We start from the raw sequence: 25,739 nt of genomic DNA, 5'->3' as shown, positions 1-25,739 counted from the left end.
ATCACCACATCGTCGTGGCTGCCCGGCCGGGCCATTCCTCGTCATATGCCTTGCCGTCGATCTCTCCCGAGGTCATCGCGTCGACGATGTCTCCGGCGGTCGGTAACGTCTTCGGATCGACCTTTTGCGCGGGATCCCAGAGTTTCGAGCGAACGATAGCGCGCGCGCACTGGAAGTAGATTTCGTCGATTGTGATGACAATCACGCTGCGCGGCGCCTTTTCCTGCACTGCAAAACTGTTGAGCAGTGACGGTTCGACGCTGATCTGGGCCCTGCCGTTCACCCTGAGCGCGTTGCCGCTTCCCGGAACCAGAAACATCAGCGCCACGCGCGGATCTCGCACGATATTCCTCAGCGAATCGATACGATTGTTGCCGCGCCGATCGGGCAGGAGCAGCGTCTTCTCGTCGCCGATCCGCACGAAACCCTTCAAGTCGCCTCGGGGAGAGCAATCGAGCCCTTCCGGCCCGACAGTCGCCAGTGCGCAGAATGGCGAGGCTTCGAGGATTCGCGCGTATTGCGGCGTCATCCGGCTGGCGACCTTTACCAAAGAGGTCTTTTGCGGAAGACCGTAAATTGCTTCCAGTTGCTCGACGGTTTCGATAATCGACATGCAGCCTCCGGTCGTATTTTGGAAATGCCCGGAGCATTGTCACATGAACGTCACGGTATTGCGACAGACGAGTTCTCTCAAGCCGCTTCCCGCAGAGGGTCAACCGGACGCGCGTCGATGAATTCCGCGATCAACGATCCAATCTCCGGTGCGTTGAGAATACGGCGGTGGCCCAGCCCCTCGGCCCGTTCCAGGCGAACATGGCTGCCTGCCGCGACGAATTCCTCAGCCGCGGTCCAGGACACCTCCTTGTCGTCGGGCGCATGGATAACCATTGCGGGGATGGGCATTGCAGCAAGCAACCGCGTGCCGACGAAGCACGACAACGGCCTGCCGGTGACTTTTTGAACACGATCATAAAGGGCGCCGCGCGCCGCCTCCGGCAAGCCGATCCATTCGGCGAACTGGACAAAGACTTCCGCAATGTTGTTTGGCGCCGAAATCAAGACCAGCTTGCGGGGCGTTCTCGCCGTTACGCCGCAAACCGTGCCCCGCGCAGAATTGAGCGCCACGGCTCCGCCGAAGGAATGTCCGACAACCGCCGAGAACGGACCAAATTCCCGCCAGGCCGCGTCGATGGCTTCCACCGCGTTCGCCATCGTCAGGCTGCGCCCCGACGATTGTCCGTGACCGGGAAGGTCGATTGCAACGACATTTCGGCCGCTGTCCCTGATTCGCTCTATCAAGGTGATCATGTATTCCGATCGCGATCCCCAACCGTGGACCACCAGCACAGTTTCGGCGCTGTGAATACGGTTGCTTCCACGGAAATGATGCGCGTTGACACAGCCGGTCGAAATCACAAGCTGTGTTCGGCTCGCCGAAACCATGCGGCTGCGGGCGTCGTCAAGCGCCCGGCGGGCCTTGACGGTGGAGGGCTTTTTCGACGGCGTGCGGCTGAACAGGCGAAACGCCAGGGCGCCCGCCGTATCAGGAGAAATTCGTCCAGCAATATCAAAGACAAGCCGGGTGACCTTTTGGCTGAAAGATGTCATATTCGGAATCTCTAAAACAGTTCAAGCATGAACATTATAGTACAACTATGAACAATAATCAACCGCTCCCCTGGGACAATAAGAGATTCTGGAACTGGATCGCCGTCGCCCGCGCCTGTCATGTCGTGAAACAACGCCTTGCGAAGGAACTGGCGCCGCTGGACATCAAGCTTCCGCATTTCGACATTCTGGCTAATATCTATCGAAGCGAGGGGATCTCCCAGCAGGATCTTGCGCACAAACTGCTGGTCGGACGCTCCAATATCAGCATGCTGCTGCCGCAGATCGAGAAACGAGGACTGATCGAGCGCCGCCCGGACAGTGACGACAAGCGCGTCCTCCGGCTCTATCTCACCGACAAGGGGCGTGAAATCGCCCGCAAGGGACTGGATATCGAAGTTGGCCTCATCGAGATGTCGATGTCGACCAGCACGCCGGAAGAATGCGACCTCGTCGGCGATGTCATGAAGCGCATGATCGCGAATATGGAAGAGCCGGGCGACTGAGAATCCTTATCGTGACCTGTCGGCACTTTCGCGGGTCATCCCCTTTTCGCTGAGTTCGTCGAGATAGACCTGCCACAGGCGATCATGATCATTGCCCAGCTTTTGCAGGTAGGTCCAGGTGTATATGCCGGTGTCGTGCATGTCGTCGAAGCCGATCCTGACGGCATAGTTGCCAACCGGTTGAACCGAAACGATCTCGACATTGATCTTGCCTGGAACGGTCACGCGCTGATCGGGTGAATGGCCCTGCACTTCCGCCGATGGCGACAGAACCCGTAGCATTTCGGCGCTCAGCGCATAGACGTCGCCACTATCGAAACTCACCGTCAAAACCCGCCGGTCTTTAGAAACTCTGATCTCGCTTGGTCTTGCCATGATTCGATCCTGTCAAAAGGGCTTTTGAATTGATGCTGTCAGGCGACGGGCATACACCTGTTGCCAGAATGAATTGCCAGCGCCGACTTGACGAAAACATCCTCCGGCGCGACATAGATGGTTTGGGGGAATATTTAAAGTTCATCCTGACCGTTCTGGAGCATTGATGATGCAGCAGCGTAGTACGGACACTATGGAACAAGTTAATAATCGGGCGGACAGCGCCTCGATGATCGATCCATTCGGCCGTTCAATCGACTATTTGCGCGTTTCCGTGACCGATCGCTGCGATTTCCGCTGCACCTATTGCATGGCGGAACACATGACCTTTCTTCCAAAGAAAGAACTGCTGTCGCTGGAGGAACTGGACCGGCTCTGCACTGTCTTCATTGAAAAAGGCGTCCGCCGTTTGCGGCTGACCGGCGGCGAGCCGCTGGTCCGCAAAAACGTCATGCATCTCATCGAGGGCCTCTCGCGCCATTTGCGCTCCGGTGCTCTCGACGAACTGACCCTGACGTCCAACGGCTCTCAACTTTTCCGGTTCGCGGATCAACTGGCGGACTTCGGCGTGCGCCGAATCAATGTGTCGCTGGATACGCTTGATCCCGACAAGTTTCGCCAGATTACACGCTGGGGCAATCTGGACCGCGTCATGGCCGGTCTCGAAAGCGCCAGGAAGGCCGGCTTGAAGGTCAAGATAAACACGGTGGCCCTGAAGGATTTCAATGATCAGGAAATACCCGAACTGATTCGCTGGGCGCATGGCGAAGGCATGGACATGACCGTGATCGAGACCATGCCGATGGGTGAAATCGAGGAAGACCGCACTGATCATTATCTGCCGTTGTCTGTCCTGCGGGCAAACCTCGCCGACACCTTCGACATGCGCGATATTCCTTACAAAACCGGCGGTCCGGCGCGTTATGTCGAAATCGCCGAAACCGGCGGGCGTCTCGGCTTCATCACGCCGATGACCCACAATTTTTGTGAAAGCTGCAACCGCGTGCGCATAACATGCACCGGAACGCTGTATATGTGCCTCGGACAAGACGACGCCGCTGATTTGCGCGCGCCATTGCGCAACTCCGAAGGCAATGAATCCCTTTCCAATGCGATCGACGCCGCCATCGCGCGCAAACCCAAGGGACACGATTTTATTATAGACCGCCGGAACAACCGGCCTGCAGTCGCAAGACATATGAGCGTCACCGGAGGATGACGACATTCCCGGCCGGGTTCCCCGGCCTTTTTTGCTTCCGACAAGAAGCTGAGTAGCCATGCCGCTTTCATCCAATATGAAAGGGGCGCTGTTCATGACGCTGGCCATGGCTGGCTTCGTAACCAATGACGCCCTTCTGAAACGCGTCGCCGAGGATATCAGCATGAATCAGGCGATCGTGCTGCGAGGATTCTTCGGCACGATCTGGATTTACCTGATCGCGCGCCGGTTCGGAGCGCTGCGACCCTTGAAGACGGCGTTCGGACGGCTGCCGGCGCTGCGCACGCTCGGCGAAGTGCTTGGAACCGTGTTCTTCCTTACCGCGCTGACGCATATCGAACTTGCCAATGCCTCGGCCATCCTGCAGGCGCTGCCTCTTGCGATTACCCTCGGCGGCGCGCTGTTCCTGAAAGAACCGGTCGGCTGGCGACGCCTCTTGGCGATTCTCGCCGGCTTTTTTGGCGTCTTGCTGATCATCCGTCCGGGTCTAGCCGGATTTTCAGCCTGGACGATCCTCATCGTGTTCGCGGTTTTCTCGGCGACGATGCGCGACTTGTGCACCCGCGCGATGGATCGCGATATACCGTCGCTTTACCTGTCCTTGATCGCGGCGCCAGCGGTGGCCATCGCCGGGCTTGTTATGTGCGCCTTCGAAGGACGCTGGGATCCGATCAACTGGACTCAACTGGCGATGCTCGTCGGCGCATCCATTTTCATGCTCGTCGGCTATCAGTTCATTGTCCTGGCGATGCGGGAGGGCGAGATACCAATCGTCACGCCATTCCGTTACACGAGCCTTCTTTGGGCGGTGTTGTTCGGCGTGCTGATTTTCGGAGATTTTCCGGACGCCTTGGCGCTTCTGGGGGGAGCGATCATTGTTGCTTCAGGTCTTTATACGCTCTACCGCGAACAGGTGGTGTTGAAACGCAACGCCGGGGAGGTTGATTCGTGAGTGGATTTCTAAACAGGCGAACGCCGCCGACCATCATCACACTGGTTATCATGGCCGGCTTAGGCCCGTTGAACATGAACATCATATTGCCAGCCCTGCCGGCGATTGAGATTCATTTTCAGACCCCTTATGTGGCGGTCCAGTTGCTGATTTCGGCTTATCTGGCGATGACGGCGCTGGTCCAGATTGCGCTCGGCCCCCTCTCCGACCGTTACGGCCGGCGGCCGGTTATGCTCGTCAGCATTATAATCACGCTCATCTCGACCCTTGGCTGCATTTATGCCCCAAATTTCGAGGTCTTGCTGATATCGCGATTGGTCCAGACGGCGGTCGTGTCAGGCATAGCCCTGTCGCGCGCTGTGATCCGCGATCTCGTCGAACCGGATGAAGCAGCAAGCATGATCGGCTACGTCACCATGGGCATGGCCGTCATGCCGATGCTGGGGCCAGCCATTGGCGGTTATCTCAGTGAACTCTATGGCTGGCAGTCAACCTTCTGGGTGGGATTTGTTTTCACTCTGATCGTCCTGTGGCTCGTGTATTTCGACCTCGGGGAAACCAATCAGCACAAGAGTTCGAGTTTCCGGCAGCAGATCGGCGCCTATCCGGAACTCTTCAAATCCCGCCGCTTCTGGGGCTACTCGTTGTGCGCGGCCTTCACTGTCGGCGCTTTCTTCGCCTTCCTGGGCGGCGGCCCCTATGTCGCCACGGAAATGCTCGAAATGAGCCCGGCCACTCTTGGCGCCTATTTCGCCCTGACGGCTATCGGCTACATGGTTGGCAACTTCTTTTCAGGCATGTTCGCGCGCCGGGTCGGCATCAACAGGATGATGCTGATCGGAAACATGATCGCCGCAAGCGGCATGCTCCTCGCCATTGTCGTGTTCAAACTGGGGCTTCATCACCCGATTTCGTTCTTCGGCTGCATGTCCTTCATCGGCCTCGGCAATGGCATCACCCTGCCGAGCGCGAACGCCGGCATTGTCAGTGTCCGTCCGCATCTGGCCGGATCGGCCTCCGGGCTGGGCGGCGCGATCATGGTTGGCGGCGGCGCCGTGCTTTCGGTTGTCGCCGGTTCGCTTCTAGGACCGGAGACAGGCCCCTATCCGCTGTTTTTCGTGATCATGCTGTCTTCGATTGCAGGCATGGTTTCAACGCTTTACGTTATTCACGTTGACCGACTGGTTGCGAAAGAGAACACCGGCGCCTGAGGCGTGAAATGGCAAACACGAGTTTTTTGATCCGACCCGATCCCCACGATCCGAAGCTTTCACGAGAAGTGGACGGCGTCGACCAGGACGGCAATCCCGTCACCACCAGGGTGGTGACGGAGAAACCACTGACGCTCTACCTCAACCGGCAGGAGATCGTCACGATGATGACGATTGGCGATTATCCGGACCTTCTGGCCGTCGGCTATCTGCGCAACCAGCACATGCTGTCGCCCGATGATGCGATTACCGCCATTGATTACGACGACGAACTGGACGTCGTCGTCGTCCGCACGGAACGCGAAACCGATTACGAAGGAAAGATGCAGAAGAAGGTCCGGACCTCCGGCTGCGCCCAGGGCACCGTCTTCGGCGACGTGATGGAGGGATTCGATTCCATCCGCCTTTCGGAAACGGCGACTATCCGGACCTCGTGGCTCCATGCGTTGACAAAAACGATCAACACCGAACCGTCTCTGTATCTTGCGGCGGGCGCCATACATGGTTGCGTGCTGTGTGAGGAAGACCGGCCGCTGGTGTATATGGAGGATGTCGGGCGCCACAACGCCGTCGACAAGATCGCTGGCTGGATGTTCATGAACAGGGTTTCGACGGACAACAAGATCTTCTACACGACCGGCCGGCTCACGTCCGAAATGGTGATCAAGACGGCGATGATGGGAATACCGATCCTCGTTTCGCGGTCAGGCTTTACGGCCTGGGGCGTCGATCTGGCGCGCAAGGTTGGCCTGACGCTGATCGGCCGCGCCCGCGGTAAACGCTTCGTGGCGCTCTCAGCGCGGCAGCGCATCGTCTACGACATCGACACGCAGACCGTGGACGATGAGGATGCGGGTCGCGGAAAGCGACGCTCTGAGGCTGCAGAGGACGGCCCATGACATTTGCGAGGGAAACAATCGTCGGCTGCATTCTCGCCGGCGGCCTGTCTCGGCGCATGGGCGGCAACGACAAGGCCCTGATCAGGCTTGGTCCACTGCCAATGATCGCGCACGTAGCGCAGAGATTAAGACCGCAGGTCAGCGACCTTGTCATCAATACGAATGGCGATCCTGACCTTTACCGCGACTTCTCACTGCCAATCGTCAAGGACAGTATTGCCGGATTTGCAGGCCCCCTCGCCGGTATCGCCGCCGGCATGGATTGGGCGCTGCAACAGCGCAGCCACGCAACGCATCTGGCGACCGCCGCGGCGGACACGCCATTCTTCCCGGCCGACCTGGTTGCGCGCCTTTCGCATCGGACGGGCGGTGACGCGAGTTGCATCGTTCTGGCGTCGTCGCGCTCGCACCGGCACCCCGTATTCGGCCTCTGGCCGCTCTGCCTTCACAGGGATCTTGCCGGGTGGATGGACTCGACTGATAGCTACAAGGTGATGGCCTGGGTCGAACGACATCCGTGGCGGATTGTCGAATTCCATGACATCGAGGCTCATCCGAATGGAATAGATCCATTCTTCAACGCCAATACGCCACAGGAGCTTGCCGAAGCCGAAACCCTGCTTGCAACGATCAAATCCGGATCAGGAGATAACGGGTGAAGCCGCGCATTTTCGGCATCGCCGGCTGGAAGAATTCCGGCAAAACCGGCCTCACCGTCCGCCTCGTCGAGGAATTGAGCCGCCGCGGTTGGCGGGTCTCGACCGTCAAGCACGCGCATCACGCCTTCGACGTCGATCAGGAGGGCACGGACAGCCGTCGTCACAGGGACGCGGGAGCAGGCGAAGTGATGATCGTCTCGCAGAACCGCTGGGCGTTGATGCATGAACTTCGGGAGGAGGACGAGCCGGACTTCGGGTCCGTGATCGACCAACTATCGCCGTGCGACATCGTCATAGTGGAAGGCTACAAGCGGGAAGATCATCCGAAGATCGAGACGCGGCGACTGAACTCGGCGCCAGGCAAGACCATCTCCGACGGCAATTCATCATTCGTGGCGATCGCGTCCGATCACCCGGTCGACGACGCCGCGCTTCCGGTATTCGATCTCGACGACACCGTCGCCATTGCCGATTTTGTAGAGCGGCACACAGGTTTGCAACGATGACCCGAACCGCGTCTCTGCTGAACGACTGTTTCCTGCACGACAAGGACCGCCTGCGCCACAGCGAAGTGCTTGACCTTCTGAAGGAGCGGGTTACGACCGTCGCTGAATCTGAAAATTGCAAGTTATCAGAGGCGCTTGGCCGGTTTCTCTCTACGCCTGTGGCTGCGCCCCGCGACGTGCCGCTGCACGACAACAGCGCTGTGGACGGATTTGCATTTTCACACGCCGACTATCGGGAATCGGGGACGTTGCGCACCGGGCCCGTGATCGCCGCCGGCGATTTGGCAGATTACTCTCTGGACAAAGGTGAAGCAGCGCGGATCTTTACCGGCGCAGCGATACCCGAAGGCGCCGACACTGTAGCGATGCAAGAGGATTGCACCGTCGCCGCCGATCAGATCACTGTGCCGTTCGGTCTGAAAAGCGGGGCCAATCTTCGCAAGGCCGGAGAAGATATAAAATCCGGAGACGTCGTAATAGCGCCGGGCAAGCGTCTGCGTCCGCAGGAGATCGCGTCCCTGGCGTCGCTTGGGTTGTCAGAGGTTCCTGTTTTTCGGCCGATCAGGGTCGCAATCATCTCCACAGGAAATGAATTGCTGGAAACCGGACAAGCAACGCCGATCACAGCCGGCCAGGTCTTCGATTCCAACAGCGCGATGTTGGTCTCTCTCTGTGCTTCGCTTCCCGTGACCGTCAGCCGTCTCGGCATCGTGCCGGACATCGCCTCCAACGTCGAAGAAACGATCGCTCACGCGGCGGCGGACCATGATGTTATCCTGACGACCGGAGGAGCCTCGCGCGGCGATGAAGACCACGTTGTCGCCACCATCGACCGGCTCGGCAAACGCCACGCATGGCAGATTGCGATCAAGCCCGGCAGGCCGATGACATTCGGCCAGATCGGCGATTGCGTTTTCATGGGACTGCCCGGAAATCCGGTCGCCGCCTTCGTTTGCTTCCTTCTCTACTGCCGTCCCGCGCTGACCATTCTCGGCGGGGGAGACTATGTCGAGCCGACGCGATTTCGGGTGGCCGCCGGATTTACGATCGATCGCAAGAAACCCGACAGGCGCGAATTTCTTCGCGGATGGCTGACAAACTGCGAAAGCGGCCCGGTTGCACGGAAATTCGAGCGGGACGGTTCCGGCCTCATATCCGGATTGCGGGCCGCCGACGGGCTGATCGAACTGGACGAAGAGACCCGGTCGGTCGCACCCGGGCAGATGATCTCCTACATACCGTTCAACGAATTCGGCGTCTGATCCCGGTCAATTGTTTGCAGGCGGAGAAAGCTCCCATAGCCCCTCAACCTTCGCTTCATAGGCCGCCGGGTCAGTGGATATGGTGAAAGCCTGCGCGTTCGACCACGGTTCGGCAAAATCCCGGTAGTGTTTCGAAAAGGGATTCCCGGATTGCCCGGTTGACGTCATGAATGTCGACTGGTCGAGATCTGCGAGATCGTAGACCGCGCGCATACTTGTTCCCAGCGCATTTTCGTACGGTTTATCGGAACCGAACTCGGGCATGCCCCGGTCTATCGTATAGGGACCGCCCGGGCTTGCGACCTTGACATCGAACAGATCCTTCAGCACCGGAACATTTGAGAACGGCGTATGAGATCCGGTCGTCTGGTGCGCCTTTCCCCAGTTCCATTGAGTCCGGTCAGCGCCGTATTCCTTCTCAAGATTTTTCAGCGCCGTGTTCAGCGAAGCCGTCATGATCTCCGCACAGCTTTCCTTGTTCGGTGTATTCCGGTTGTCGCACCAGTCGCGCGCGGTGTTTCCTGACAAGAGACGTTCGACTGCGTTGACCCGCGGCCTGATCCAGGATGCGAACACAGGTCCGAGATCGTCCGCGTAGATGTCGATCATTGCCTGGCGGAACCACGCAACGAAGATCAACGGCTCGGCGCTGTCTTTCACCATTTCGAAATCCCACGCCTTGAGCCTGGCTATGGCGTCCGAATCGACATCGTCTCGTCCGTCGACAAGCGTTGTCATTTGCGGAACCATTGTCGCGAACCCCAGCGAATGAACATCGGCTTGCGCCTTCCGCGACATCTGGAAGGTCTGCGGCGCTTCATTGTCCACAATCAGGGCGTCGATACGCTTCTGTCGCCAGTTTTCCCTCCAGTCGAAGGTCAGGAAATAGGGATAGTAGGGACCCACCATCTTGGCGTTGGCGGTTGCGATCGCCCCCACCCGGGGATTGATCTGACGAGGCAAGCCGTTGAACGGAATGGCGCCGGTCCAGTCATAGGTCGCGTCCCAGCCGGGAACCGGCGCCCTGCCCATCACCTTGTTCTGCGGATCTCGTATCGGCACCCGGCCGGGCGCAATGAAGCCGATATTGCCTTGCGTGTCCGCAAGCACCATCGACTGCATGGGTGAGACGTAGAATTCCAATCCGTCCTGGAATTCGCTCACCGTGCGAACGGTCAACGCGCCAAGTCCGGACATGATCGTCATGTCATCCGGATCGAGCGCCACCCATTGCAGGGCCGCGACCGTATTCTTCGGCAGATATTTTCCGAGGTCTTGATACTTGCCGGGAAGAACCGGTCCGTGTCTGGTCCAGCGGCGCGTGAACGTCTTGTCCTCGGCGTTCTTCACGCGGATCGTTTCTTCCTTCGTCCCGAACGCTCGCCACCCGTCCGGAGTCATGTACTGCTCCGGATCGTCGGGATTGATCTTCTCGATGAAGATGTCCTGAACGTCCGTATAAGTGTTGGTCAGCCCCCAGGCGACATGATTGTTCCTTCCCATCAGAACTGACGGGATGCCTGGCTGCGTGACGCCAACGAGATTATCGGCATCGTCACCGTTTTCCACGCGAAGGTGAACCAGATACCAGACCGACGGTGCTGAAAGCCCGAGATGGGGATCATTGGCGAGCAGCGGCTTGCCCGTCGTCGTTCGTTCACCGGAAATGACCCAGTTGTTTGACGCGCGCTCGGTGAGGACGCCAGGCGGGGTTCGCAGCATTGAGTGGTCGCCGGCTGGCTCCTCGTCTGCGAGAGGTCCGGTCGCCAATCCGAGCAAGGCCGCCATATCCGGTAATTCCGGCGGATTGTCGTCTTCCGACGACGGCAGAAGATCTTCGATCTCGGCGGAATTCATACCGAGCCGCGAAAACGCCAGGCGCATGATCTCGAAACTCGCATTTTCTCCGAGGGTGATCGACAGCAGCTTGAACGTCATCAGCACATCGATTGGCCTCCAGGGTTCCGGTTCATGACGCAGGATGACGAATTCCGGAGGCCATTTGGAAGCGAACTCCCTGCCCTCACGCTCAATCCAGGCGTTGATCCCGGACACATAGGCGTCGAGCGCCGTCTTGCCGGAGTCCGGCAGCAATTTATAGGTTTCGGCAGTTGTATCGGCGAGCCCAAGGCTCCGCAGCCACATATCCGCATCGATCGTCGGCTCTCCGAACAGTTCGGACAAGCGCCCTTGAGAGGCCCTGCGGAAAATCTCCATTTGCCAAAGGCGGTCCTGGGCATGCGCAAATCCGAGCCCGGCGAGAACATCATCAAAACTGGAACCGGCAATATGCGGCACTCCGCGGTCATCGCGCGAAATCGTCACCGAACCGGACAGACCTGCGACGGTCATGTTACCGTCGGTCGGCGGAAGGGAACGCGCCATCCACAAAAAACCGGCGCCAGCGGCGATCAACAGAAGCGGAACGGCAAAGAAAATAAATTGGATGAGAGCTTTCAGTACGCGCATCATTGATTTATCCCTCGAACCGAATACCGCTACACCCACTTTGCAGAAGGGAAGATGACATGGCAACAGTTGCATTTATCGGGCTCGGGGTCATGGGATATCCTATGGCGGGACACCTCAAGATCCGCGGCGAACACGATGTGTGCGTGTATAACCGGACGGCCGCGAAGGCCGAGAAATGGGTGTCTGAATTCGGCGGCAGGATGGCCAGAACGCCGGCGGATGCAGCGAAAGGCTGCGACTTCGTATTCACTTGCGTTGGCAACGACGACGACCTGAGAAGCGTCACCACCGGCGAGGACGGAGCATTTCACACAATCAGCAAGGGGTCCATTTTCATCGACAACACCACTGCCTCGGCGAATGTGGCGCGTGAACTTGCAGCGATCGCCGAAGAAAAAGGCTTCGATTTCCTCGACGCCCCGGTGTCTGGAGGGCAGGCGGGCGCAGAAAACGGCGTGCTGACCGTCATGACCGGCGGTGAACAGGATGTCTTCGACCGCGCGAAACCGGTTATCGACTGCTATGCGCGCATGGTCGGACTGATGGGGCCGGTGGGAAGCGGTCAGTTGACCAAGATGGTGAACCAGATCTGCATCGCCGGACTTGTCCAGGGTCTGTCGGAAGGCATCCACTTCGGCAAACGCGCCGGTCTCGACGTGGAGAAGGTCATCGAGGTGATCTCCAAGGGCGCAGCCGGATCCTGGCAGATGGAAAACCGTCACAAGACCATGATCGCCGGCGAATACGAACACGGCTTCGCCGTCGACTGGATGCGCAAGGATCTGTCGATCGTTCTCGAAGAAGCCCGCAACAACAAATCCAGCCTGCCTGTGACCGCGCTGGTCGACCAGTTCTATCAGGACGTCCAGAGGATGGGCGGGAATCGCTGGGATACGTCCTCGCTGCTGGCAAGACTGGAGGACTGAGGAACAACCGACGAACCGACAATGACGCAAGGCGACCCCTCCCCGGACTGGACCACACATCAGATCCTCGACTGGTTGGAAAGCCGCGGATCAGACCGCAATATCGCCGGCATGGCGCGCTACGGCATCGAGACCTCCAGGGCAGTAGGCGTTTCCAATGCGGAATTGCGTCCGTTCTCCCGGAAGATAAAGCGCAACCACGAGCGCGCGCTTGCCCTGTGGGACACCGGCGTACGAGAAGCACGGCTGCTTGCCTGCTTCACCGCCGAACCGAAAAAGATGACGGCCGACGATGCAAGACGCTGGGCGGCCGATTTCGACTCGTGGGAGATCGTCGATCACGCCGCTGACCTGTTTGTCGACGCCGGCCTGCTTGATCTGATCGACGAGTTCGCAGCAGACGATCGGGAATTCGTGCGCCGGGCCGGTTTTGCGATGTTGGCATGGGCGGCGGTCCATCTCAAGAACGAGCCGGACAAGACCTTCCTTGCATGGATGCCTCTCATTCAAACACGCGCTGTGGACGATCGCAATTTCGTCAAGAAAGCCGTCAACTGGGCGCTGAGGCAGATCGGCAAACGCTCATTCGTTCTCCATGGCCCGGCTGTCACACTTTCCGAAGATCTCGCGGCAAGCGACAACCGAGCGCAACGCTGGGTCGGCCGAAACGCGTTGAAAGAACTGACCGATCCCAAAACGCTCGAACGTCTTCGGAAAAAAGGCGCCTGATCTGATCAGTCGCCTCCGCGGCTGGCTTCAAGCTGCATGTAGTCCAGAGGAAGTTCGGTCGTGAACTTGATCTGTTCCATCGCGAACGAGGAGGACACGTCCCGGATCTCGATTTTCTGGATGAGTCTTTTGTAGAACGCATCATAGGCTGCGATATCCGGCACCACGACGCGCAGCAGATAGTCGACATCGCCGCTCATGCGATAGAACTCGACCACTTCCGGAAACTGCGCAATGACCTCGGAAAACCGAAGCAGCCACTCATTCGAATGGGAATTCGTGCGGATGGCGACGAAAACGGTCACTTTCGCATTGACCTTCTTCTGGTCGAGCAGCGCAACCCTTTTCTGGATGACGCCGTCCTCTTCCATCTTCTGAATGCGGCGCCAGCACGGCGTGGTGGACAATCCTACCTTCTTGGCGATATCGGCGACCGCCAAAGTGGAATCGGCCTGCAATAGCCGCAATATCTTCCTGTCCAGTCTGTCCATGACGTATTTTCCCGTTTGATGCGAAGTCTGCCTTGCGGGGCAAACATTCCAATTTCACTTCATATGTGATATTCAATTGGAAAATTCTACCGGAAATTCTAAATCAATAAAATAAAATACCAAAACCTCAATTTATGCCCGTCAAAGCGCTTTTGATATCAGCCCGAAGCTGCGGCAGAATCTCTGCCTCGAACCACCTATGTTTTTTGATCCAGCCATTGTTCCGCCACGAAGGGTGCGGCAACGGATAAACGATATGCCGGCTGTCGGCATGCCGGAATTCGCGCCATCTCTCCACCGTTTCGGTGAGCGAGCGCGACGCCTTGCCGCCCAGATAGTAATCCTGCGCGTAGAGACCGATGACCAGCAACAGCTGCAGATCCTTCAACTCTGCGAATACCTGATCATGCCACTGTTCCCGGCACTCGCGGCGCGGCGGAAGATCGGCGCCTCTTTTATCCTGTCCGGGAAAACAGAAGCCCATGGGAACGATCGCGATCCGCCGTCGATCATAGAACGTCTCGCGATCGACGCCCATCCATTCGCGCAACCGGTTTCCCGAAGCGTCGTTGAATGGAACGCCGGTTTCATGCACACGGGTTCCCGGGGCCTGACCAGCGACAAGAATTCGGGCTCCAGATTCAGCGACGCAGACCGGGCGCGGCTCATGCGGCAGCGGCGGCCCGTATTTCGGACGATCGCGGCAAATCCGACATGCGCTGATATCCTTCAGCAAGGGCTGCAGAAGACTGTTTCGGCCAGTCATCTAAGATCAGGCGGACGCGCTTGGCCTGGCGGAGACGCTCTCGCACCAACGCATGAGATTTTTCAGATCCAACGGCCGATCAATGCGCGCGGGTTTCAGCATGTCCATAGCCATCATTGCTGTGATGTCCGCAATGGTGAAACGCTCGCCTGCGATGCAGCGACGATTAGCCAATTCCTGATCCAGAAATTCCATGAACTCCCGGGCCTTCTGCCGCGACGCTTCCCCGTACTCCGGGACCTGCGGAACTTCCCAACCTTCCATGGCCTGATGCGTGTGGCGAAAAGCGTTGGCGACTGGAAGCAGAAAATGGAATTCAGCCCGGCGATTCCACATCTCGACAAGCGCCCTGTCCTTCGCATCAACGCCCATCAGAGGCGGCTCCGGATGCAGTTCCTCGAAATAACGGCAGATCGCGACAGACTCCGTCAACACTGCGCCGTCATCCAGTTCGAGCACTGGCAGACGTTGCAGCGGGTTCAAAGCCGTGATTTCCTCCGAACGATGTCCGAGGGCGCCCATATCGATCGCCTTGCGCGGCACGTCGACACCCTTTTCGGCGAGAAAAATCCTTACCCGCCGCGGATTGGGCGCCCGGCCCCCATCATATAACAGCATGCTTCCTCCAATCATCCTCAGCGTCTTTTCAAGAAGATGAAACGATGGCGATCAAACTGCAACCGCCAATGAAGGGTCTTTTAATGATTGGACCCTATTTTGGACGAAGTTATTGATTCCGGTATACTATGAACCAACCGAGCATTACAGCGGACAAGAATGTCCTCGAACGGTCGCGAAACTATCGCAACCCGAGAACGGCTCGCGCCATCCGCGAAACGCGAGACCGGCTGCAATCGTCCAAGCTGCAGAACCCGAAATTCAGCGCCGAGTTGCTTTCGTCCTATCTGAGAACGGCGTCCATCAGTACCCTGGTCATGCCTTTGCTGGTCGTGCTGTCGACTGCTTTCGGGGTTATCCTCTTCGACGAACAGCGTCTGATCGGCTGGGCCGCGATTACGCTTGCCGCCTATGCGGTTCAGGCGATCCTTGTAAAGCGCGCGTCTTCGGGACAACCGACCCAGCGGGAAATCGCTTCTCGCGAACGCTATTTGATCGCCGTTCACGCCGTAACCGGCATTTGCTGGGGCGCCTTCGCTTACACTGACTGCCTGCAATGCACGATGAATTCCTACGTATTCTACAAAGGCGTTGTGCTGCTGATCGCCATTGCCGCGACCGCGATGTCGAGTTTCGCATTGCGGCGTTTGCCTCTCCTGTTTTTCGCTGTCCCGCTTTGCGTCCAGTATCTCGCAGGTTCGAGCCTCACGAACACGATCGAGATGTCGATCCTTGCCCTGCTCATCTCGGCTTTTGGCCTTTTCCTGTTCGTCTCCACTCGACTGTTCGGACTGCAGCTGGAGCTTCTGTCCATCCAGTCGGAAAAGGACTGGCTAATCGCCGAACTTGAGACCGCGAAATCGATGTCGGACGAGGCGCGGCGACGCGCCGAAGAAGCGAACCTGGCGAAATCCCGCTTTCTGGCTTCGATGAGCCATGAATTGCGCACGCCGCTCAATGCCATTCTGGGGTTTTCCGAGGTCATGCGAAACGAGGTTCTCGGTCCCATGGAGAACGAAACCTACAAGGAGTACGCCTCCGACATTTTCCGGTCGGGTGACCACCTTCTGCATCTGATCAACGAAATCCTTGACCTGTCCCGCATCGAAGCCGGCCGCTATCACCTCCAGGAGGACCTGATCAATCTGGTGGAACTGGCGTCCGAATGCCTTCACATGGTGGACATCAAGGCGCGCAACAAGGACATCACGATCACACGTCAGTTCGAGCGCGTGTTGCCCAAGGTCTGGGTCGACGAAAAATCAATGCGGCAGGTCGTGATCAACCTGCTGTCCAACGCCGTCAAGTTCACGCCGAATAGCGGCGCCATTACGCTCAAGGTCGGCTGGACTGCGGGCGGCGGGCAATATGTGTCCGTCACCGACAATGGGCCGGGAATACCGGAGGAAGAGATTCCCATCGTCCTGTCGGCTTTCGGTCAAGGATCGATTGCAATCAAAAGCGCCGAACAGGGCACCGGGCTGGGTCTGCCGATCGTTCAGGCGATCCTTGCAGAGCATGGCGGACAATTCGTGCTGAAATCGAAGCTTCGACACGGCACCGAGGCGACGGCGATATTGCCGCGCAACCGTGTTCAGGTGGACACGCCGAGCATCGAAACGCCGGATGCGGACAAGATCCGGCGCAGAAAATTCGCTTGACGAACGACACATCGTTCAGCCACCTGCCGACCGTTACATTGTATCCGCCTGAAGTCCGGAGACCGGTCGTTGCCGCCCATCAATGAAATTATTGTCTTTATTGCTGTTCTTGCCGTCGCGGGCGCGATTGCGGGGTTTCTCGCCGGTCTGTTCGGCATTGGCGGCGGTGCAATCCTCGTTCCTGTTCTCTACGAGGCCTTTCGCTGGTTCGATACGCCGGATTCAGTGAAAACCCATCTGGCGATCGGGACATCCCTCGCCGTCATCGTCCCAACCTCGCTCAGTTCGTTCCGCGCCCACTATAGACGCAAGGCGCCCGACATGGACCTCCTGAAGAGCTGGTTGCTGCCCGTGCCGCTCGGCGTTGCCGCGGCCTCTGTCATCGCCGCCGGAACCTCCGGCGAAATCTTGCGATCGATATTCGCCGTGCTTGCCGCGGCAATGGGATTGAAACTCATTTTAAGCAAAAATGCGACGTCCGTTGGCGACAGGCTTCCCCGAAACCCTGCCAAAGCCATGGTCGGTTTTGTCATTGGACTATTGTCCGCCCTGATGGGCGTCGGAGGCGGCATACTCAACAACACCTTCATGACAATGTTCGGCAGGCCGGTCCATCAAGCCATCGCCACGTCCTCAGGCGTCGGCGTGCTGATATCCCTGCCGGGCGTCATCGGCTTCATCTGGGCCGGCTGGAGCGCTGACGGCCTTCCGGCGTTTTCGACAGGTTATGTGAACTGGATGGCGGTTGCGCTGACGATCCCCATGACGATGCTCGCTGCGCCCCAGGGCGCGCGGCTCGCGCATGGTCTCGACCGCAAACAGCTGTCGCTCGCGCTCGGCGTCTTCATGATCGTTGTCGCAACCCGGTTCATGTGGAGCCTGTTTGCCGACTGACGAAATCACTCAATCCTTCAGGACGAGTTGATCGCGGCTCATCTGAAAGGACGTCAGCGTTTCGATGAAATTCATGCCGAGCAGGCTCCGTGACAACTTTCCGGACTGCAGCACGCCCGCCCGCACATTGCGCCGCTTGATCGAGCCGATCGACACCTCGTCAAGTTTGACAGTCGCGGCCATGGCGAGCCCGTTGGCCGTCTGGACCGGCGAATCGAACCTTAGCGCATCGACGTCGAGGCCTACACGTCCCGCGTCCTCCCAGGTGAGAACCACGGTGCTGGCGCCGGTGTCGACCAACATATCCAATCGCCGCCCATCGACCTCCACATCGGCTTGAAAATGCCCGTCCATGCCCTTGGTAAGCACGACTTCGGCGAACCCGTCGGATGAAACACGACTGATCGCCATTCCCGGAACGAAGCCGCCGGCGAGCCGTTTCGCCGTGTCTTCCAGATCGTGGCGGTATATATAGCCGGCGGACAGGAGTAGAATAGCCACGAGCCAGATCAGCGCGTTGCGCGCCAGTTCGCCAAGCCGCTGACCTGAGCCGAGAATGGCGACGGAAGCGACAGCCGCCCAGATCCCGAAATAGATCACATTCGCGAAACGATCATTCGGCAGACCAAGCGTTTCACCGCTATCGTGATTGATGACAAGCAGCATCAAGGCCAAGGCCAGAACGCCGAGAACAATCCACAATATCTTGCTCACGATCCTCCTCCGGCTCGCTCCCGCGCCATCCGGGCGCGTCGGGTCTCCCTGCGCGGTTTGTGTTCAACCGTTTCCAACCTGTCCGGCAAGATATTCATGATCTCGCGACGCTCTTGCGCCGAATAGGCCAGCCAGCCGGCGATTTCATCTGCCGTGCGGCCGCACCCGAAGCAATAGCCGGTCTTCTCATCGATTGAGCACACAAGAATGCAGGGGGATTCAATCAAAGCGCTTCCAGGCAAATTCGGTTCGCGTCAAAGAGCCATATTGGGTCTTTAAAGACAAAGAGCAAGACTGAACAGGACTGCGATCTCCGCCAGTTGTTGCGTGGCGCCAATCGTATCGCCGGTGTGACCGGATATCCTGCTTCGAACAAACGCTGTAAAACCCCACGCCACGGCGGCGGTTGCTATGCCGGCGACAACGACCGCAAAGACGCTTGCCACGAGCCAGACAAGCACGACGCCAATTACGCCGCCCGTGCCCAAGGCAAAGCGGACAGAGGCGGTCGTCGGTTTGCCGGCGCCGAAGGCTACTCCGTCCGAGCGCGCTGGCGACAGCGCCCCCCAGTGCCAAACCATGGCCGCGCGGCTGATCGCTGCAGTCGCAAGAACAGCGCAGGCGAACGCAGTAGACGACAGCGAGCCGGCGATCGCCACCAGGCCGGCGACCCGCAGTATCAACGAAAGTACAAGCGCGATCGTCCCGTAGGCGCCGATCCGACTGTCCTTCATGATGTCGAGGGCTTGCTGCTTGTCGCGACCGCCGCCAAGACCGTCCGCGCAATCGGCCAGACCATCCTCGTGGAGAGCGCCCGTCAGGATCACGAGGCCAGTGACGGCCGCAGCCGCCGTCAGCAGAGGGTCGACGCCGAGCGCCAGGAGCAGGCTCGCAAGCAAAGCGGCGGGAAAGGCTATGATGACGCCGGCGAGCGCAAATGCGCGAGACGTCCGGTCCATGCGGCCGTCAGCGCCCTCGAAATACCGTGCAGGAACCGGCAGCCGGCTTAGAAACCCGACCGCACGCGCTGTGTCCGGAACAAGTTCGTTCATGGCGTGGCCCCTTCCCTGGCGATTACCCTGCCCCTGCGGCAACTGGTTGCGAGCATCGAAATGACAGTCGCAGGCCTTTGCATCCGGTCCTGAATTGCCTATTGCCTGACGGATATTCAAAGACAGGGAATCATGCAATGGCGACTTCCGGACTTCCGTTTGACGATATTCGCGAACTTCTGGACAATCTCCCGGGACCGGACATGGCGGCTGTTCAGGCTGTCAGGGAACGCAACAGCGTTTTGACCAAGCCCCCTGGCGCGCTTGGACGCCTTGAAGAAATCGCCGAATGGCTGGCGGCCTGGACCGGACGCCCTCCGGCGGTCACTCGACCGCTCGTTGCCGTTTTCGCCGGCAATCACGGAGTAACGAAACACGGCGTCTCCCCGTTTCCGGCTGAGGTCACCGCACAGATGGTCGAGAATTTCGCCGCAGGCGGCGCGGCCATCAACCAGATCTGCATCGCCAACGATCTGGGTCTCAAGGTTTTCGATCTCGCCCTCGAATTTCCGACCGGCGACATTACGGAAGAAGCAGCCCTTGACGAGCGCAGTTGCGCGGCGACCATGGCCTTCGGCATGGAAGCGATAGCAGGCGGAACCGATCTCCTCTGCATCGGAGAGATGGGGATCGGCAATACGACAATCGCGGCGGCGATGTACTACGGACTGTATGGCGGCAAGGCCGAGGACTGGGTAGGCCCCGGCACGGGAGCGCAAGGCGAAGGCTTGAAGCGCAAGATCGACGCGGTCGAGAAAGCCGTCCATCTGCATCGTCAGCATCTTGGAGATCCGCTGGAACTATTGAGAAGACTGGGCGGGCGGGAGATTGCCGCCATGTCCGGCGCGATCCTGGCGGCGCGCATGGAACGTATCCCCGTCATCATAGACGGCTTTGTCGCGACTTCGGCGGCGGCCGTCCTCCATGCCGCCAATCCGGCCGCGCTCGACCATTGCATCGTCGGCCATGTTTCGGCTGAGCCCGGCCACATCAAGGCGATCGAACGCATGCAAAAAACGCCTCTGCTCGCCATGGGAATGCGACTTGGAGAAGGCACCGGAGCCGCGCTCGCTGCCGGCGTCGTCAAGTCGGCCGCCCTGTGCCACAGCGGTATGGCGACATTCGAACAGGCTGGCGTCAGCGATAGGAAATAACAAGGGTTATCACGATATCACCTAGCCATCGGGGCCTTTCCCGTGACCAGACACCTCGGCGCCGGCGAATGTGTGCAGACGCAGAATCGGCAGAATGCCGAGCGCGGTGATCACGCCAACGCAGAAAAACGCGAACTGAAAATCAGCGAGCCCAAGAGCCCCGCCCCGCCACCACAGGCTCGCTTCCACCAGCACACCCGCGACCGCAACGCCAAGCGCCATCGATATCTGCTGGAAAACCGCTGCAATCGCCGTCGCCGGTCCAGCTTCCGACTGTTCGACATCTGCAAAGACCAGGGCGTTGAACCCTGTAAACATGAGCGAGCGAACAAACCCGTTGAGCAGCAGGATCGAATAGATCACAGCAAACGGCAGCGCCGGCGAAAACAGTGTCATGGCCATAAGAAGGAGCGCGGACATGCCAATCATCGCGACAAGGACCCTCTTGAAGCCGAAACGCGCATAGATGCGCATGGTCGCGAATTTCACGACGAGCGCGCCAATGGCGCCGACAAAGGTGACCATGCCGGATTCGAATGCGGTCAGCCCGAAGCCGATCTGCAACATCAGCGGCAACAGGAACGGCGTCGCGCCGATGCCGAGACGCGCGATAGTCGCAGAGACGATGCTGGCTCGAAATGTCGTGATCCTGAAAAGTTTCGGGTCAAGCAGCGGCTGGGTTACGCGCTTCGTATGAAGCCAGTAGAGCACAATACAGCCGATACCGGCGGCGACCGAGATGACGCCATAGCGCACCGGCAGAGCCGGCAGACTGACGACGGATAACCCGAAGACGACGCCGGAAGCCGCAAGACCCGACAGGATGAACCCTGTCGCATCAAAACGCCCGTTCTCCTGCCCCGGTATCACGGGCAGATAGGCCAGCGAGAAGGCGACGCCGATCAACCCGATCGGAATATTGATGAGGAAAATCCAGTGCCAACTGACATAGGTCGTCAGAAATCCGCCGATCGGAGGTCCGACCATCGGACCGACAAGCGCCGGAATCGTCAGCCAGGCCAACGCCTCCACCAACCTGCTGCGTTCGGTAGCCCGAACCAGCACCAGCCTGGCGACAGGCGTCATCATCGATCCGCCCATGCCCTGAAGAAAGCGCGCGCCGACAAACTCACCGAGCGAACCGGCCACCGCGCATATCAGCGATCCCGCCATGAAGACGAAAATGGCGATGATGAAAACGCGTTTGGCGCCAAACCGGTCGGCGATCCATCCGCTGGCAGGAATGAAAATTGCAAGCGCGACCAGGTACGTCGTGAGCGCCAGTTTCAGCGCGATAGGGCTGGTGTCGAGATCTGCGGCAATCGCCGGAAGCGAGGTCGCAATAACTGTCGAATCCATTTGCTCCATAAAAAGAGCAACGGCGAGGATCAACGGGGTCACCCGGTTCATAGCATCCTTTCAATCTTGCGCGCAGATCTGTCTTCACCGCGGTGAATACAGAATCTGGCCCGATTTAGACACCAATCGGGGCTGTCGGGTCGAAAGGCCATTTCCACGACTGCGCGAAATACTCGACAAGACGCCAAGCTCATGAATCCCGTCGACGGCGATCAGGCTGATTGATCCCGGTCGATCACCGTCGGCAGCGGGTTTGCCCTCTCTCCTCTTTTCTTCCGACGGCGATATTTGCTCTGGTACTCTCGCCGTTGCTTCGTCACTTCGTAGAGCACGATGCCGGAACTCGTTCCAAGGTTCAGGCTCTCGATCATTCCGAACATCGGGATTGCGACGCATATCTCGCAACGCTCGACAGCCAGTTGGCTGATGCCACGCTTTTCGTTGCCAAACCACACCGCCAGCTTTGTATGCTGTGTGTAATCGCCCTCATGCAGGTAAACGTTGGTCTTGCCCTTCACATGGGGCGACGTCACCACGGAGACGAAGCCCTTCTTCTCAAGATGGGCAAGACAGGCTTCCGTGCTATCGAACCGCCGCACGAACGTCCACTTGACCGCCGATGCAGACGTCTTCGACAGTGATTTTCGCTCGCGCATTTCTTGCCATTCAGCAGGCAGGTCATTGCGGGGATCGATGACATAGACCTTCTCAACCCCCAACGCATTTACGTTGCGAACCGACGATCTCGCCTTTTTTGGGTTCCACTACATCCATGTCGGTTACTTGCCTTCCCGGAAGATGAAGTTCATTTTTGTTAGCCAGCCGCGATCGTTGAATCGCAAGCTTGAAGGAATTGACTAAAGACCAAGATTAGCGCCAGCCCGCCTCCGGCCGATGTGCGTCTTCAGGCGGCGCCGGCCATGCTTTCAAAACCGCCCCAATCGCCCTGTAGAATTAGGTGGCCAGGGGTTACCTCGGAATATTTGCTTGGCTCGGCCTCATAGCCCACCGGGAAAACCGGAGATGGAATGGGCTTGAAGTTCAGCTCCGTTTCCTTCTTGCGTTTCTTTGGATCGGCGACAGGCACGGCGGACAGGAGCGACCGGGTGTAGGGATGTTGCGGATTCTCGAAAACCGCGCTGCGCGAACCGATTTCGACGATTCGGCCAAGATACATAACGCCTACATGGTGACTGACGCGCTCCACCACCGCCATGTCATGGGAAATGAACAGATATGAAAGCCCCAACTCGGCCTGGAGCTCCATCATCAGATTGAGAACCTCGGCCTGAACGGAAACATCCAGTGCCGAAACGGCTTCGTCGGCAACTATGAGTTTCGGGTTCAACGCCAGCGCGCGCGCTATTGCGATGCGCTGGCGCTGACCGCCGGACAATTCATGCGGATAGCGATTGAGGTAGTTTCTCGGCAGTCTAACCCGCTCGAACAATTCGGCCACGCGCTTGGTCAGGTCTGATCCGCGCAACGCGCTGAAATTCCACAAGGGCTCGGCCACCTGATCGGCCAGTTTCATGCGCGGATTAAGCGAGGCGAACGGGTCCTGGAACACCATCTGCATGTTCATGCGCGCCTTGCGCAGTCCTGAGGAAGAGAGCTGCATCACATTGGTGTTTTCAAGCCACACTTCGCCTGCAACCGGTTCGACCAACCGCAGGATCGATCGTCCGCAGGTCGACTTGCCGCACCCCGACTCTCCCACGAGGCTCAGGGTCTGTCCGCGATGGATCGTGAAAGAAACATCTTCAACCGCATGCACCTGGGACATCGTTCGGCGCATCACGCCGCCCTTGATCCCGAAGCGGGTGGTCAGCCCCTTGACCTGCAACAAAACGTCTTCTGAGCCGACGATCGGTCCGGTGGCGCGGTCCTTCGCGCCCATCAGTTTCATGGGCTCGGGATTGGCCTTTCCGCGCATCTCGCCGAGCTTGGGCACCGCCGCCAGAAGCGCCTTTGTGTAGTCGTGCTGCGGATTGTCGAAAATCTGCTCGACCGGACCTTCCTCGACTTTCCGGCCGCGATACATCACCACGACACGGTCCGCCATCTGCGCGACGACCGCCATATCGTGGGTGATGAAGATGACCGCCGACCCGGTCTCACGCTTGAGCCTGTCCATCAACGCAAGAATTTGCGCCTGAATGGTCACGTCGAGCGCAGTGGTCGGTTCGTCGGCGATGAGCAGACGCGGCTCGCACGCCATGGCCATCGCGATGACAACCCTCTGGCGCATACCGCCCGAAAGTTCGTGGGGATATTGCTTCAACCTGCGTTCAGGCTCCGGAATGCGCACCTGGCGCATCAGTTCGAGCGCGCGTTTCGTGGCTTCGGACCTGCTCAGGTTTCTGTGGACGCGCAGGCCTTCCGTCAGCTGCCAGCCCACCGTGAACACCGGATTGAGCGCGGTCATCGGCTCCTGGAAGATCATCCCGATCTCATTACCGCGGATATCCCGCATGAGGCTCTGGCTGGCGGCGGCGAGATCCGTTTCGTTTCCGTCACGCCGCTCGAACAGCAGTATTCCATTGGTAATTTCACCACCGCCGAATTCCACCAGTCGCATCAGCGAAAGGGACGATACGGATTTGCCGGATCCGGATTCACCAACGATGCAGAGGGTTTCGCCGGGCTGCACTTCAAAGGAAACGTCCTCGACGCCCAGGACAGGTCCGTCCTTCGTCTGAAATTCCACCCTGAGGTTCCTGATCTGCGCTACGGGAGAATTCAATGCCGGATATCCTTCTGTTCCCGTGAAACCTGGCGGATCACCCAAAAAGAACGCGACCGCCGTTGGCGAACGTCTATCGAAAGCCTAGCCAACTCTTACGTGTTAACAGAAGATTTTCACAACACCAATATCGCCAAGACACGGCAAGGCGGCGAACCTGCGGATGGTCCCTGTAACCGCCATTATTTGCAGTAGCGATACCCGCTGCGTCGCTGGATCATGTCCAGATGGAAATGGTCGGCGTGGAATACATCCGAACCGGGTCCGAGCACCGTCGTGAAATGATCGCACGCATCCTCGCGGATCGCGTAGAGAAATCCCTTTTCGAGGAACTCCGTAAGCGGCGGTGAACGCACCTCGATCACCCGGCCGCCTTCAAGAACGAACCGACCGATATCGATCGCGTTGCCCTTTGCGTGCTGGGAAATCTTGGCGCCCGATTGGGAGTTCCGGGTGCGGCAGACATAGGTGGAGTAGTTGCCGATAGCCGTAAGATCATCGTGGAAAATGGCGTCAACCGCAGGCGCCACGATTACTCTGGTCCAGTTTTCGAGGGAGAGAGCTGTGGCGCAGGTCATGACGCCCGGCGGATCAAGAGCAACACCGGACGACAAACTATTGACCTTGATCGGATAAGCAACGCCGCATTGCCCCTCGCCACGGATCGGATCAACGAACTTGAACTCCACCTCCAGTTCGACGAGATCGGCAAGGCAACTCACCTCTTCAGCCGTCAGCGGAGCGGGCTCGTCCGGCTTCGATTTGTCTTCGGCCGCTTCCGGGCGCGGCGTCGGCAGAGGTATCCGAACTTCGTTGCCTTGTTCCGGAGAACTATCTTCGGCAGTCTCACTTTGGGGACGAGCCGTCGGTATCGGCGCGTTGTCGGGCAGCGCAGACGCCGCGATCAGAAACGGCGCCAGGATGAACGCAAGTCCATGAAGCCGGAACATCCCCATAAAA

The 25,739-nt window shown here is 58.7% G+C and carries 26 protein-coding genes and 1 pseudogene; 13 read left to right on the top strand and 14 right to left on the bottom strand.

The features are described 5' to 3' along the window. Position 1: 1 nt before the first annotated feature. Together AAFN47_RS04910 and AAFN47_RS04905 are read right to left on the bottom strand one after the other, a co-directional pair. Complete coding sequence (locus AAFN47_RS04910) at positions 2-613, bottom strand: pyridoxamine 5'-phosphate oxidase family protein (RefSeq protein WP_499808098.1); 612 nt, start codon at positions 611-613, stop codon at positions 2-4. 77 nt (positions 614-690) lie between these two features. Next, entirely contained in the window at positions 691-1,608 is a 918-nt protein-coding gene (locus AAFN47_RS04905) for an alpha/beta fold hydrolase (RefSeq protein ID WP_499808097.1), read from the bottom strand. A 47-nt stretch (positions 1,609-1,655) separates the two neighbouring features. Between AAFN47_RS04905 and AAFN47_RS04900 the strand changes: the two genes are divergently transcribed. Next, positions 1,656-2,114, top strand: coding sequence for a MarR family winged helix-turn-helix transcriptional regulator (locus tag AAFN47_RS04900; protein ID WP_499808096.1), 459 nt, complete (start codon positions 1,656-1,658; stop codon positions 2,112-2,114). 6 nt (positions 2,115-2,120) lie between these two features. Here the strand turns inward: AAFN47_RS04900 and AAFN47_RS04895 are convergent, their stop codons facing one another. Next, positions 2,121-2,489 carry a gamma-butyrobetaine hydroxylase family protein gene (locus tag AAFN47_RS04895; protein ID WP_499808095.1) on the bottom strand — a complete coding sequence of 123 codons (369 nt, stop codon included), beginning with the start codon at positions 2,487-2,489 and terminating at the stop codon, positions 2,121-2,123. A gap of 229 nt (positions 2,490-2,718) precedes the next feature. Here AAFN47_RS04895 and moaA point away from each other — a divergent pair, with 229 nt between their 5' ends. Genes moaA through AAFN47_RS04860 form a run of 7 tightly spaced genes read left to right on the top strand, consistent with a single transcriptional unit; the run spans position 2,719 to position 9,197 of the window. After that, complete coding sequence (gene moaA / locus AAFN47_RS04890; protein ID WP_499808094.1) at positions 2,719-3,708, top strand: GTP 3',8-cyclase MoaA; 990 nt, start codon at positions 2,719-2,721, stop codon at positions 3,706-3,708. 58 nt (positions 3,709-3,766) lie between these two features. Beyond that, a complete protein-coding gene (locus AAFN47_RS04885) occupies positions 3,767-4,660 on the top strand; it encodes a DMT family transporter (RefSeq protein ID WP_499808093.1) in 894 nt (297 codons plus the stop codon). Then, complete coding sequence (locus AAFN47_RS04880; protein WP_499808092.1) at positions 4,657-5,871, top strand: multidrug effflux MFS transporter; 1,215 nt, start codon at positions 4,657-4,659, stop codon at positions 5,869-5,871. The genes AAFN47_RS04885 and AAFN47_RS04880 overlap by 4 nt, the downstream gene beginning before the upstream one ends. 8 nt (positions 5,872-5,879) lie before the next feature. Further along, a complete protein-coding gene (locus AAFN47_RS04875) occupies positions 5,880-6,770 on the top strand; it encodes a formate dehydrogenase accessory sulfurtransferase FdhD (RefSeq protein ID WP_499808091.1) in 891 nt (296 codons plus the stop codon). Then, a complete protein-coding gene (gene mobA, locus AAFN47_RS04870; protein WP_499808090.1) occupies positions 6,767-7,429 on the top strand; it encodes a molybdenum cofactor guanylyltransferase MobA in 663 nt (220 codons plus the stop codon). Before AAFN47_RS04875 ends, mobA begins: the two co-directional genes overlap by 4 nt. After that, on the top strand, positions 7,426-7,935 hold the full coding sequence (mobB, locus tag AAFN47_RS04865) for a molybdopterin-guanine dinucleotide biosynthesis protein B (RefSeq protein ID WP_499808089.1): 510 nt from the start codon (positions 7,426-7,428) through the stop codon (positions 7,933-7,935). Before mobA ends, mobB begins: the two co-directional genes overlap by 4 nt. Then, a complete protein-coding gene (locus AAFN47_RS04860; protein ID WP_499808088.1) occupies positions 7,932-9,197 on the top strand; it encodes a molybdopterin molybdotransferase MoeA in 1,266 nt (421 codons plus the stop codon). The genes mobB and AAFN47_RS04860 overlap by 4 nt, the downstream gene beginning before the upstream one ends. A gap of 6 nt (positions 9,198-9,203) precedes the next feature. Here AAFN47_RS04860 and AAFN47_RS04855 read toward each other — a convergent pair whose 3' ends face one another. Further along, positions 9,204-11,669, bottom strand: a complete 2,466-nt coding sequence (locus AAFN47_RS04855) for a penicillin acylase family protein (RefSeq protein ID WP_499808087.1) — start codon at positions 11,667-11,669, stop codon at positions 9,204-9,206. A gap of 56 nt (positions 11,670-11,725) precedes the next feature. On the opposite strand from AAFN47_RS04855, the gene AAFN47_RS04850 reads away from it, so the two are divergent. Both AAFN47_RS04850 and AAFN47_RS04845 read left to right on the top strand, forming a co-directional pair. After that, positions 11,726-12,595: an NAD(P)-dependent oxidoreductase gene (locus AAFN47_RS04850; RefSeq protein WP_499808086.1), complete on the top strand. Its 870-nt coding sequence runs from the start codon at positions 11,726-11,728 to the stop codon at positions 12,593-12,595. A 21-nt stretch (positions 12,596-12,616) separates the two neighbouring features. After that, the gene (locus AAFN47_RS04845; protein ID WP_499808085.1) at positions 12,617-13,324 is read left to right on the top strand and encodes a DNA alkylation repair protein; all 708 of its coding nucleotides are present in this window, start codon (positions 12,617-12,619) and stop codon (positions 13,322-13,324) included. A gap of 5 nt (positions 13,325-13,329) precedes the next feature. Here AAFN47_RS04845 and AAFN47_RS04840 read toward each other — a convergent pair whose 3' ends face one another. The 3 genes from AAFN47_RS04840 to AAFN47_RS04830 all read right to left on the bottom strand — a co-directional run bounded on the left by AAFN47_RS04840 (position 13,330) and on the right by AAFN47_RS04830 (position 15,199). After that, a complete protein-coding gene (locus AAFN47_RS04840; RefSeq protein WP_499808084.1) occupies positions 13,330-13,815 on the bottom strand; it encodes an Lrp/AsnC family transcriptional regulator in 486 nt (161 codons plus the stop codon). 127 nt (positions 13,816-13,942) lie between these two features. Further along, the gene (locus AAFN47_RS04835) at positions 13,943-14,581 is read right to left on the bottom strand and encodes a uracil-DNA glycosylase family protein (protein ID WP_499808083.1); all 639 of its coding nucleotides are present in this window, start codon (positions 14,579-14,581) and stop codon (positions 13,943-13,945) included. Between the two features lie 6 nt (positions 14,582-14,587). Beyond that, the gene (locus AAFN47_RS04830) at positions 14,588-15,199 is read right to left on the bottom strand and encodes a glutathione S-transferase family protein (protein ID WP_499808082.1); all 612 of its coding nucleotides are present in this window, start codon (positions 15,197-15,199) and stop codon (positions 14,588-14,590) included. Between the two features lie 128 nt (positions 15,200-15,327). Here AAFN47_RS04830 and AAFN47_RS04825 point away from each other — a divergent pair, with 128 nt between their 5' ends. Both AAFN47_RS04825 and AAFN47_RS04820 read left to right on the top strand, forming a co-directional pair. Then, the gene (locus AAFN47_RS04825; RefSeq protein WP_499808081.1) at positions 15,328-16,860 is read left to right on the top strand and encodes a sensor histidine kinase; all 1,533 of its coding nucleotides are present in this window, start codon (positions 15,328-15,330) and stop codon (positions 16,858-16,860) included. A 69-nt stretch (positions 16,861-16,929) separates the two neighbouring features. After that, on the top strand, positions 16,930-17,754 hold the full coding sequence (locus AAFN47_RS04820; protein ID WP_499808080.1) for a sulfite exporter TauE/SafE family protein: 825 nt from the start codon (positions 16,930-16,932) through the stop codon (positions 17,752-17,754). 9 nt (positions 17,755-17,763) lie between these two features. Here AAFN47_RS04820 and AAFN47_RS04815 read toward each other — a convergent pair whose 3' ends face one another. From AAFN47_RS04815 to AAFN47_RS04805, 3 genes are read right to left on the bottom strand one after another with little or no spacing between them, the layout of a single operon-like run. After that, entirely contained in the window at positions 17,764-18,468 is a 705-nt protein-coding gene (locus AAFN47_RS04815; protein WP_499808079.1) for a retropepsin-like aspartic protease family protein, read from the bottom strand. Continuing rightward, positions 18,465-18,692, bottom strand: a complete 228-nt coding sequence (locus AAFN47_RS04810; RefSeq protein WP_499808370.1) for a DUF1289 domain-containing protein — start codon at positions 18,690-18,692, stop codon at positions 18,465-18,467. Before AAFN47_RS04810 ends, AAFN47_RS04815 begins: the two co-directional genes overlap by 4 nt. A 51-nt stretch (positions 18,693-18,743) precedes the next feature. After that, on the bottom strand, positions 18,744-19,520 hold the full coding sequence (locus AAFN47_RS04805; RefSeq protein WP_499808369.1) for an adenosylcobinamide-GDP ribazoletransferase: 777 nt from the start codon (positions 19,518-19,520) through the stop codon (positions 18,744-18,746). Between the two features lie 137 nt (positions 19,521-19,657). Between AAFN47_RS04805 and cobT the strand changes: the two genes are divergently transcribed. Further along, entirely contained in the window at positions 19,658-20,674 is a 1,017-nt protein-coding gene (gene cobT / locus AAFN47_RS04800; protein WP_499808078.1) for a nicotinate-nucleotide--dimethylbenzimidazole phosphoribosyltransferase, read from the top strand. 21 nt (positions 20,675-20,695) lie between these two features. Here the strand turns inward: cobT and AAFN47_RS04795 are convergent, their stop codons facing one another. The 4 genes and pseudogenes from AAFN47_RS04795 to AAFN47_RS04780 all read right to left on the bottom strand — a co-directional run bounded on the left by AAFN47_RS04795 (position 20,696) and on the right by AAFN47_RS04780 (position 25,735). Then, complete coding sequence (locus AAFN47_RS04795; protein ID WP_499808077.1) at positions 20,696-22,084, bottom strand: MFS transporter; 1,389 nt, start codon at positions 22,082-22,084, stop codon at positions 20,696-20,698. A gap of 161 nt (positions 22,085-22,245) precedes the next feature. Continuing rightward, positions 22,246-22,758, bottom strand: a pseudogene (locus AAFN47_RS04790) (TrmH family RNA methyltransferase); the annotation flags it as partial. A 179-nt stretch (positions 22,759-22,937) separates the two neighbouring features. Further along, positions 22,938-24,779 carry an ABC transporter ATP-binding protein gene (locus tag AAFN47_RS04785; protein ID WP_499808076.1) on the bottom strand — a complete coding sequence of 614 codons (1,842 nt, stop codon included), beginning with the start codon at positions 24,777-24,779 and terminating at the stop codon, positions 22,938-22,940. 182 nt (positions 24,780-24,961) lie between these two features. Beyond that, positions 24,962-25,735, bottom strand: a complete 774-nt coding sequence (locus AAFN47_RS04780; protein WP_499808075.1) for an extensin-like domain-containing protein — start codon at positions 25,733-25,735, stop codon at positions 24,962-24,964. Between the last annotated feature and the right edge of the window lie 4 nt (positions 25,736-25,739).

This window comes from Hoeflea sp. CAU 1731 (assembly GCF_039888615.1).
GTDB lineage: Bacteria > Pseudomonadota > Alphaproteobacteria > Rhizobiales > Rhizobiaceae > Flavimaribacter.
This window is presented reverse-complemented; position numbering and strand designations above follow the sequence as displayed.